Below are 8,230 nucleotides of genomic sequence, written 5' to 3'. Positions count from 1 at the left end.
CTGCCTGCCGTCAACGCCCCCGCGCCCGACATTGGAAGGCCCGGAAGCTTACCGGGGCGGCTTCCAATAGATGCCGAAAGCAGCGAGTTGCTCTTCCGACTGTCTTACTCGTTCTGCAGCATTCACTTCAGACTGCGCAGCCGTCAGCGCCGCCAGTAACTCGACGGCGGCGAACGCCGGCGCCATGCTGCGAAAGAACGACTGCGAGTTTGCCGTAACGATGATGGTCTCGCGCGCGATGCGGGCCAGCGGCGACACGCTGCTATCGGTGATTGCCACCACGCCGACACCCTGCCTGGCCGACTGGCGCGCCACGTCGATCGTCATGCGTTCATAAGGCGACATGCCCACAGCAAGGAGCACATCGCCGCGTCCGGCGCCCTGCAAGGCATCCAGACCATGTCCGCCGATCTCGCCGACAAGCGTCACCTTGCGGTCGCCGCCAGCCAGAAACGACATGATGTGAACGAAGTGGCTGGCGACCGGATAACCGGAGCCCGAGCCGAGACCAAACAGATTGCGTGACCGTGCAAGGAGGTCGGCGACGGCAATGAATTGCGAGGCATTGCCGTACTCACCCAGACTTGAGACCTGCGCCGCGAGCGTGTCGGCGACGACCCCTGCAGTCGAATATCCGGGAACGCCACCCTGGTCGGCACCGTGTCGCGCCGGCTCACCGGCGCCTGTCTCACGCAGCGCGCGCGCATAAAGGCTGCGCATATCCTCGTAGCCTTCAAGGCCAAGCCATCGCGCCAACCGCATCATCGTGCTGTGCGAAACGCCGGCCTGGTGCGCCTGCTCGCGCATCGACATCAGTGCGACATCCTTAGGATGATCCAGCACGAAACGCGCCGCGACCCGCAGTTGCGGCGGCATATTCTCGAAGCGTTCGACCAACAGCTCCGCCAAAGGACCTTGTTCCATTCTGCCATACCCCATTTCCCCCGATGGAAGGTTACTCCTCCTATGGTGGCAATGCAACAGTTGGAACTGAACTGGTTCATATATTCCAAGTGGACTTTCAATTTCGATCATGCTGCCTTAAGCTGGTTTTGCAACCTGCCGGCGTCGACGTGATTCCGGAGTTTGAAACTTGAATGATCCCTCAAGGAGACAATTGATGGCTGCTACCCCTCCCATTACGTCCGGCTCTGCCGGGTCACCGGAACAGAACCTGGACAAGATGATCAAGCATCAGGAGCGCATGTTTGGCCTCGAGATCACAAAAGAGATCGCGAAGTCCCAACATGACATGCTGATGAGCACCGCCAAGACGCTCGGCCAGTCGGCCGAAAAGGCCTAAGGCGGGATTCTCGAACCATGCGCCGCCGCAAGCATCCGGCGGCGCACGTGCACGGCACGAACGTTTCGATGCCGTTGTCAGGCTGCGTCTGAATTGTCATCAGCGGGAGATGAAGTGGCATGACCGCTCATTCTAGCGGCAAAGATTGGGCTAACGGCAAAGATTGGGCTAACGGCCGCACCCCGGCATCGCGTCATTCCGTTGCGCTCAGCGTAACGCAGGGATTTCACGCGGGCGCCCAACTCAGCCTGGTCGAGCCTCTGTATACGGTCGGCTCAAGCACGGAGTCAGAAATAGTCCTCAGGGACGCCGGCATCGCGCCGGTCCACGCAAGGTTGCGGCGCAAGGGCAGTCAGATTGAAATCGAAGCCGTCGGCGGCGATGTCACGCTCGCCACCGGCGAGACCATCCGTGAAGGCCAGGGCCGCCGCTGCAAGCTGCCGCTGTCGATAAGCATCGGCGATGCCCATATCCGGCTGGTCAACCCGGAACGCCCGCCGAATCGCTGGTCTGTCTCCAATCGCCCCCTGCTGGTTGCGGGCAGCGTTCTCTTTGCTGTCTTCGCTGTTTCCGTCGCCGCCAATGGGTTCTCCTTCGCCGAGCCGGACATTGGCAAAAAGCCATCCGCTCAGGTCGATAAACCGATCACAGTGGCATTCGCTGGCGAGGCCGGGCAGAGTGTTCTGGACGATTCATCGCCGACACCCAGCGCCGCCGACGCGGAACGCCAGCTCAAGCTGCGCCTCGAGCAATCTGGCATCAGCACATTGACCGTTCAGCAATCACCTGGACGGCTCGTGGTCTCGGGCATGATCGCCAATGACAAGAATGCTGCCTGGACGGAAACGCAATCCTGGTTCGACCAGGCGTTCGGCGCGCACATCACCCTCGCCTCCAATGTCATGGTCGGCAACGCCGAGCAGGCTCCGCGCCTGAGGCTGCAGGCGATCTGGTATGGCGAGCGGCCCTATGTCATCGCCACCGACGGCGCACGCTATCATGAAGGCGCATTCACCAATGACGGCTGGACCGTCAAGCGCATTGGCGAGACGGAACTTCTCCTGACGAAGGGCGGCGCCACGGTCGCGCTGAAATATCCGTGAACCGCCGGCTTGAAGGGCCGCGATTCGATACGGCAAGGATGGACACAACCGGCCGCGAGGTGCGGCAGGCGGAAGGCGTGCGCGGTCAGGCAATCAACCGTCGGCGGATGAATGGCGTCGACAAGGCCGCGAGCCGGGCCCCGGGGACGACATCGGCCGCTGGCACGGAAAAGCCGGGAACCGCGGAATTCCAGTCCTCTCGGGGTACGGCGGGCGAATCGCTCGACGAGGCGCTCATCAATTTCGTCATGCCGAATATTCCCGAGCCTGCAATCCTGCGTCGCTCGGTACCCATTCTCCAGCATTTTGTAACGCATCTGGTTGCCGGCCTTGAGGGAGGCGAGCCACTCAAGACACTTGCCAGAACGCTGATGGAGGATGAAATCGAGCGTCATCGCGATCTGCTTGGCCGGATACAGGAAGGAATCGAAACCTGACTGATCCGGATGACACAGTGCATCTGCTGCATGTCCTGGGCTATCTCTACGGGTGTCACGGGCAGGCAAAGCGGGGCGCGGCATATCTGCTTATCGCGGCGCAGCTGTCTCCGGGAAATGCCGGCGTTCTGCGCACGCTGGCGCATCTGCTCATACTCGATGGCGAAGCGGACAAGGCGCTTGCCACCATTGCCAGGCTGGAGACGCTGGAGGGAATGGACCACCCGACGCTGGCCTTGCTGAAGAGCCGCGCGTTGCTCGTGGCCGGCCGCAAGGCCGAGGCGCACAATGCCTTGCGGAGCTTTCTGTCGCATCGAGCCGCCGAATGACGGTATCGGAGCGCCTTCTGCACTTCCTTGCCAAGCTGTCACGCCGCAGCGATCTGGTCATTGCCATCCTGATGCTCGTTGCAGTGGTGATGATGCTCATTCCATTGCCGACCTTCCTCGTCGACATTCTCATCACCGCCAATATCGCCGTCAGCGTGCTTATCCTGCTGGCTTCGTTTTACGTTTCTCATCCGCTCCAGTTCTCGTCGCTGCCATCGGTCATCCTCATCGCCACCTTGTTCCGGCTGGCGATCACGATCACGACCACGCGACTGATCCTGCTCCAGGCCGACGCAGGCGAGATCGTTTCCGCCTTCGGTAGCTTCGTCGTCGGCGGCAGTATTGCCGTGGGCCTGGTGATCTTTCTGATCATCACCGTTGCGCAGTTCATCGTGGTTGCGCGGGGTGCGGAACGCGTTGCCGAAGTTGCCGCGCGCTTCACGCTCGATGCCCTGCCCGGCAAGCAGATGAGCATCGATGCGGAGTTGCGCAACGGAGACATCGATCAGGCGGAGGCACGCCGGCTGCGCCAGCAGCTTGAGCGTGAGAGCCAGCTGTTCGGCGCGATGGATGGCGCCATGAAATTCGTCAAAGGCGACGTCATCGCCGGCATTGTCATCATTCTGGTCAACCTGATCGGAGGTTTCGCGATCGGAACGCTGCAGCATGATATGTCGCTGGGCGACGCCGCCGTGACCTACTCACTGCTCACGGTGGGTGACGGGCTGATCGCGCAGATACCGGCACTGCTTGTCGCTGTGGCCGCCGGCACGATGGTGACGCGCGTCGGCAGCTCGGACGGCACGAGCGACCTTGGCAAGCAAATTACCAGCCAGCTGCTGCGCGACCCCCGTGCGCTCGCACTCGCCGCGGTGATCATGGTCGGCCTTGCCGTAGTGCCGGGCTTTCCGCCCCTTGTGTTCCTGATCCTTGGTGCCTGCTTCGGCGCGGGCGCCTATGCCATCAACCGCCGCACCGCGCGGGAAGCCGAATTTAGGGATATCGGCCAGACCGCGGTGGCCGAACAAGCTGGAAAACCGGCGTCGCTTTTATCAACGCCCGTCGCAGCACTGCCTTCTTCATCCCGCATCGTCGTGCGCTTCGGAACCGAACTCGGACGCTCGGTCCCGGAACCCGAATTCGCCACGCTCGCTGATGGCGTGCGCCGCGAGCTTTTCGGCGATCTCGGTGTCGACGTTCCGGCTATCGGCCTGCAGGTCGACGAGAAGCTTTCAGCGAGAAGCATGCGCATCGATCTGGAGGGCGCACCCATCCTGGATGCCGAAATCCCCGCCGGCCGCGTTCTTGTCGAAGCGGACCCAACGCATCTCGATCTGCTCGATGTGACTTACGAAAAGGGTTCTCCGATTGCCGGTCACCGCAAATTCATGTGGGTCGACGATCGCCACCTTTCGGCGTTGAAGGAAGCCAGCTTCGTCTTCTCCACGCCGGCGCAAACAGCGGCCAAATGGACCGGAAATGCACTTCGCCTCTATGCCGGCCATTTCGTCGGAATCCAGGAAACGCGCAGGCTGCTGTCGGACATGGAGCCGGACTATGCGGATCTGGTCAGACAGGCGCAGGAGATCGTGCCGCTGCAGAAAATCGCCGAGGTGCTTCGGCGACTTGTCGGCGAAAACGTGCCGATCCGCAACCTGCGCCTGATCCTCGAAGCGCTGATCGAATGGGGTCAACGCGAACAGGACGTCGTTCTGCTTACCGAATATATCCGCACGTCCTTGAAACGCCAGATCAGCTTCCGCTTCGCTGGCCGCAATAACATCATCGCAGCCTATGTTCTGCAGCGCTCGGCCGAGGATATCCTGCGAAACGCGGTGCAAAGCACATCGACCGGCACGTTCCTGAACCTTTCGGATGACGATGCACAGGCATTGATCGCCGAAATCGAACGAGCCTTGTCGCAGAACGCCACCGATGTCTCACCGGTCGTCCTCGCGGCGATGGATGTACGCCGTCATATGCGGAGCCTGCTCACGCACAATGCCATCGAACTTCCGGTCCTGTCCTTCGGGGAACTCGCACAGGAATTCAACGTCCAGCCATTGGCCACGATATCCGGCCGCTCGGGCATGGCACGCAACGTCTCTCGGTCGCTGCCATCGGCTGAGGCGAAAGCCGGACAAGAGGCAGCCTCATGATGCCAGCCGGGCGGATTGGGAAAATTGGGGGAACACCATGCTCAAGAGGGGAACGGCATGACAATTCACGATACCGCAGCAGGCGTTCGATCCGCCACTTTCGCCGGGCGGATGCGCTGGCTCGCTATCGCGACGGTTGGCGTCTTGCTGGCGTTCTTGTTCACACATGCCGACGCGACGGCACAGGATGTGTCGCCATTGCCGAGCCGGCCAACTGTCGACCTGCCGGTCGGGCAAGGACGCCTGCTGCGTTTCAATGAACCCGTCGAATCCGTCCTGATCGCCGACACCACGATCGCCGACCTTCAGGTCGTGTCGCCGGGGATGGTCTATGTCTTCGGCCTGAAGCCCGGCCTGACCAACCTCATTGCAATCACGGCCGATGAGCGGGTCGAGGCAACGGCCCAGTTCCGCGTCACCCCCGATGTCACGCCTGCCAACGAAGCTAAAGACGCGATGCAGCCGAACTCGGCGACAAATCTCTCGATTTTCGGGACCCGCATTGTTGCGACCGGCGAGGCACAAGGCGTCGAGGAGGCAACGGATGTCGACAATATCGCCCGCACGTTCTCGCCGCCGGAACAGCCGCCGCTGAACAACATGACCGTGCAGGGATCGCAGCAGGTCAACATCCGGGTCCGTTTCGCCGAAGTCTCGCGCACTGAGCTGCAGTCGTACGGCGTCGACTGGTCTGTCGGGTACAGGAGCGGCGGTTTTGAATTCAACATGTTCCAGGACAATGGCGTGCCCTCCGGCACCGGCAATCTTGGTTTGAGCATGGACCAGGCGCAGGGCATCAACTTCGACATTCTCATCGAAGCGCTGCAACGCAACGGCGTCGTCAAGATACTGGCCGAACCGAACCTGACAGCGATGACCGGTCAGACCGCGAGCTTTCTTGCCGGCGGCGAAATCCCGGTTCCGATTCCGCAAGGAACGGACGTCGTTACCGTTCAATACAAGTCGTTCGGCGTTTCCCTCGGGTTCACCCCTACGCTGATCGGCCGCGATCGCATTGCGCTCCATGTTCAGCCGGAAGTCAGTTCCTTGTCGGAAGCAGGCTCAGTCAGCGCCAATGGCTTTGCCATGCCGAGTTTCGTCGTGCGCAGGGCTGACACCACGGTCGAAGTGGCGAGCGGCCAGACCTTTGCGATCGCCGGTCTTTTCCAGCAGCGGACCTCGCGTAATCTGGAAAAGTTTCCGGTTCTCGGCGATGTGCCGGTGCTTGGCCCGCTTTTTCAGTCACAGCGCTTCCAGCGCGAAGAGACGGAACTGGTGATCCTGATCACGCCCTATCTGGTCGAGCCGGTGCGCGACAGCCTCGCCACGCCGCTCGATCGTCCGGCGGCCAAGCGCCACAGGAGGCGCGCCAATGACGCATCGGCGATGGGCCTGATCATCAAGTAGCGGGGAACCGGACATGACATTTCGCATCGCTTTGTGCTCGGTTGTTCCAGTGCTGCTTGTGGTCGGCTGCGCCAACATCCGGCAACAGCCGCAGGACTATTCTCCCGGCTACAGCTATGTCTCGACCGACACCGGCGGTTCCGAGAAGGGCGTCGGCGGCTCCGTGCTTGCTCCCAACGCATGTCTGAACGAACCGGCCGATGACGACCGTTCTGCCGCTGCGACCGATCTGACGATCGTCCGCGGCGTCGGCTCCCACCTGCCGCCCGGCTGCGCCAACGCCTACAATCTTCAACGCATGGCCGAAAGCCAGCGCGACCTCGTCGAGGGCCGGCGCATGGGGGCGGCGGCGGCCGCGCCGACGGCAAACGCCGCCCGGCGCTACCTCAATGGCGAAGAGGCGCCGATCGGTGGAGCCAACAGCGGGCCGCCGACGCCGCAAACAACTCTCCCGGTCGAGTGAGCCGATGCGGCCCTGCCCGCGGTGCGCTACTTCATCGGGTTGTTGCGTCGGGCTCGACCCAAATTGGCTTCACGCGTTCCGGTCCGCTGCGCTAGAGCGGTTCATCGTTTCACGGAAACGCCGAACCGCTCTATCTCCTTGTTTTTGCGCAATTCCGCAGGGAAAGCGCTATGCGCTTTTCCCGGGAAAGTCGTTTCACACTTTTCCTGGAATTGCTCTAGCCGAGGATAGAGCCGAGCGCTTTCGCCCTTGCCTGTGTGCTGCCCTTCGACCGGATGGTTCTGGCACGCGCAAGCAAGGTATTCACCTCCTTGGTCGCCAGGCCGATCGGCGGCGAGGCCCTGACCTGATCGGCCTGGCCAAGAAGTCCGTAGACCACCACGACGTTGCGCTTGTGATGCAACTGCGCATTGGGTGCGGCAGAGATCTTCTGGACCAGCGGCAGTGCTGTGGCGGAATTGCCTTCGAGCGCCGCGGCCAACGCCATGTTGCTCTCGACGTCGAGATCCCCCGGCGCAAGTTTCAACGCCTGAGCAAAAGTGGTCTGCGCCTCCGCCGTCTGGCCGGCGAATGTCTGCGCCACGCCCAGCCTGATATAGGCGCTGCTGGTGTTGACCAGCGGCGCGGCCTGCGCGAGCGCGCGCATGCCGGCATCGATATCGCCCGTTTCCATCATCGCCGAGCCAAGCCCGAGCATTGCCCCTCCGTCATTGGGCGCTTTTGCCAGCGCGGCCTGATAGGCTCTAGCCGCCTCGGCGGGATAGCCCGCTCGCATATAGGCCTCGCCCGCCTTGACGAAGGCGCTCGGCTTGGCATCCGGCATCGCTGCCGCGCGCTGGTAGAGCGCGATTGCGGTGCCACTGTCTCCCTGCGCATGGATATCGTCCGCAAGCTTGATCAGACGCTCCGATTGCGACGACGGGCCCTGTGCCTTTGCCTGCTCGGTGTCGGTTTTGGTCGTCTGACAACCGGTCACCGCCAGCATGGCGACGACGGGCAAGAACACGACGTGCAGCCGCATATCCACCT

The 8,230-nt window shown here is 62.2% G+C and carries 9 protein-coding genes; 7 read left to right on the top strand and 2 right to left on the bottom strand.

Going from position 1 to position 8,230, the window contains the following annotated elements:
- Positions 1-48: 48 nt before the first annotated feature.
- Positions 49-1,035, bottom strand: coding sequence for a MurR/RpiR family transcriptional regulator (locus tag BLT09_RS01320; RefSeq protein ID WP_236473108.1), 987 nt, complete (start codon positions 1,033-1,035; stop codon positions 49-51).
- Between the two features lie 85 nt (positions 1,036-1,120).
- Here BLT09_RS01320 and BLT09_RS33400 point away from each other — a divergent pair, with 85 nt between their 5' ends.
- The 7 genes from BLT09_RS33400 to BLT09_RS01290 all read left to right on the top strand — a co-directional run bounded on the left by BLT09_RS33400 (position 1,121) and on the right by BLT09_RS01290 (position 7,201).
- Positions 1,121-1,303, top strand: a complete 183-nt coding sequence (locus tag BLT09_RS33400; protein ID WP_135901656.1) for a hypothetical protein — start codon at positions 1,121-1,123, stop codon at positions 1,301-1,303.
- 119 nt (positions 1,304-1,422) lie between these two features.
- Positions 1,423-2,406, top strand: coding sequence for a SctD/MshK family protein (locus tag BLT09_RS01315; RefSeq protein ID WP_091590147.1), 984 nt, complete (start codon positions 1,423-1,425; stop codon positions 2,404-2,406).
- A 59-nt stretch (positions 2,407-2,465) separates the two neighbouring features.
- On the top strand, positions 2,466-2,843 hold the full coding sequence (locus BLT09_RS01310) for a hypothetical protein (protein ID WP_236473106.1): 378 nt from the start codon (positions 2,466-2,468) through the stop codon (positions 2,841-2,843).
- Positions 2,844-2,860: 17 nt separating this feature from the next.
- Entirely contained in the window at positions 2,861-3,172 is a 312-nt protein-coding gene (locus tag BLT09_RS01305; protein WP_023799520.1) for a tetratricopeptide repeat protein, read from the top strand.
- A complete protein-coding gene (gene sctV / locus BLT09_RS01300; protein WP_091590144.1) occupies positions 3,169-5,331 on the top strand; it encodes a type III secretion system export apparatus subunit SctV in 2,163 nt (720 codons plus the stop codon). The genes BLT09_RS01305 and sctV overlap by 4 nt, the downstream gene beginning before the upstream one ends.
- Positions 5,332-5,388: 57 nt before the next feature.
- Positions 5,389-6,738 (top strand): type II and III secretion system protein family protein, encoded by a 1,350-nt coding sequence (locus BLT09_RS01295; protein WP_091590142.1) that lies wholly within the window; start codon positions 5,389-5,391, stop codon positions 6,736-6,738.
- A 13-nt stretch (positions 6,739-6,751) separates the two neighbouring features.
- Positions 6,752-7,201, top strand: coding sequence for a hypothetical protein (locus tag BLT09_RS01290; RefSeq protein WP_091590140.1), 450 nt, complete (start codon positions 6,752-6,754; stop codon positions 7,199-7,201).
- A 217-nt stretch (positions 7,202-7,418) separates the two neighbouring features.
- On the opposite strand, the gene BLT09_RS01285 is transcribed toward BLT09_RS01290, so the two are convergent.
- Positions 7,419-8,222, bottom strand: coding sequence for a tetratricopeptide repeat protein (locus BLT09_RS01285; RefSeq protein ID WP_091590139.1), 804 nt, complete (start codon positions 8,220-8,222; stop codon positions 7,419-7,421).
- Positions 8,223-8,230: the final 8 nt, after the last annotated feature.

It is taken from the genome of Mesorhizobium muleiense, assembly GCF_900099905.1.
GTDB lineage: Bacteria > Pseudomonadota > Alphaproteobacteria > Rhizobiales > Rhizobiaceae > Mesorhizobium > Mesorhizobium muleiense.
Note: the sequence above shows the minus strand (reverse complement) of the source record. Positions and strands in the feature narration are given on the sequence as shown.

What these genes read in the sequence shown, in the direction of transcription:
- BLT09_RS01295 (WP_091590142.1), top strand. Translation starts at nt 5,389, where the DNA reads ATGACAATTCACGATACCGCAGCAGGCGTTCGATCCGCCACTTTCGCC.
- sctV (WP_091590144.1), top strand. Translation starts at nt 3,169, where the DNA reads ATGACGGTATCGGAGCGCCTTCTGCACTTCCTTGCCAAGCTGTCACGC.
- BLT09_RS01320 (WP_236473108.1), bottom strand. Translation starts at nt 1,035, where the DNA reads ATGATCGAAATTGAAAGTCCACTTGGAATATATGAACCAGTTCAGTTC.
- BLT09_RS33400 (WP_135901656.1), top strand. Translation starts at nt 1,121, where the DNA reads ATGGCTGCTACCCCTCCCATTACGTCCGGCTCTGCCGGGTCACCGGAA.
- BLT09_RS01290 (WP_091590140.1), top strand. Translation starts at nt 6,752, where the DNA reads ATGACATTTCGCATCGCTTTGTGCTCGGTTGTTCCAGTGCTGCTTGTG.
- BLT09_RS01285 (WP_091590139.1), bottom strand. Translation starts at nt 8,222, where the DNA reads ATGCGGCTGCACGTCGTGTTCTTGCCCGTCGTCGCCATGCTGGCGGTG.
- BLT09_RS01315 (WP_091590147.1), top strand. Translation starts at nt 1,423, where the DNA reads ATGACCGCTCATTCTAGCGGCAAAGATTGGGCTAACGGCAAAGATTGG.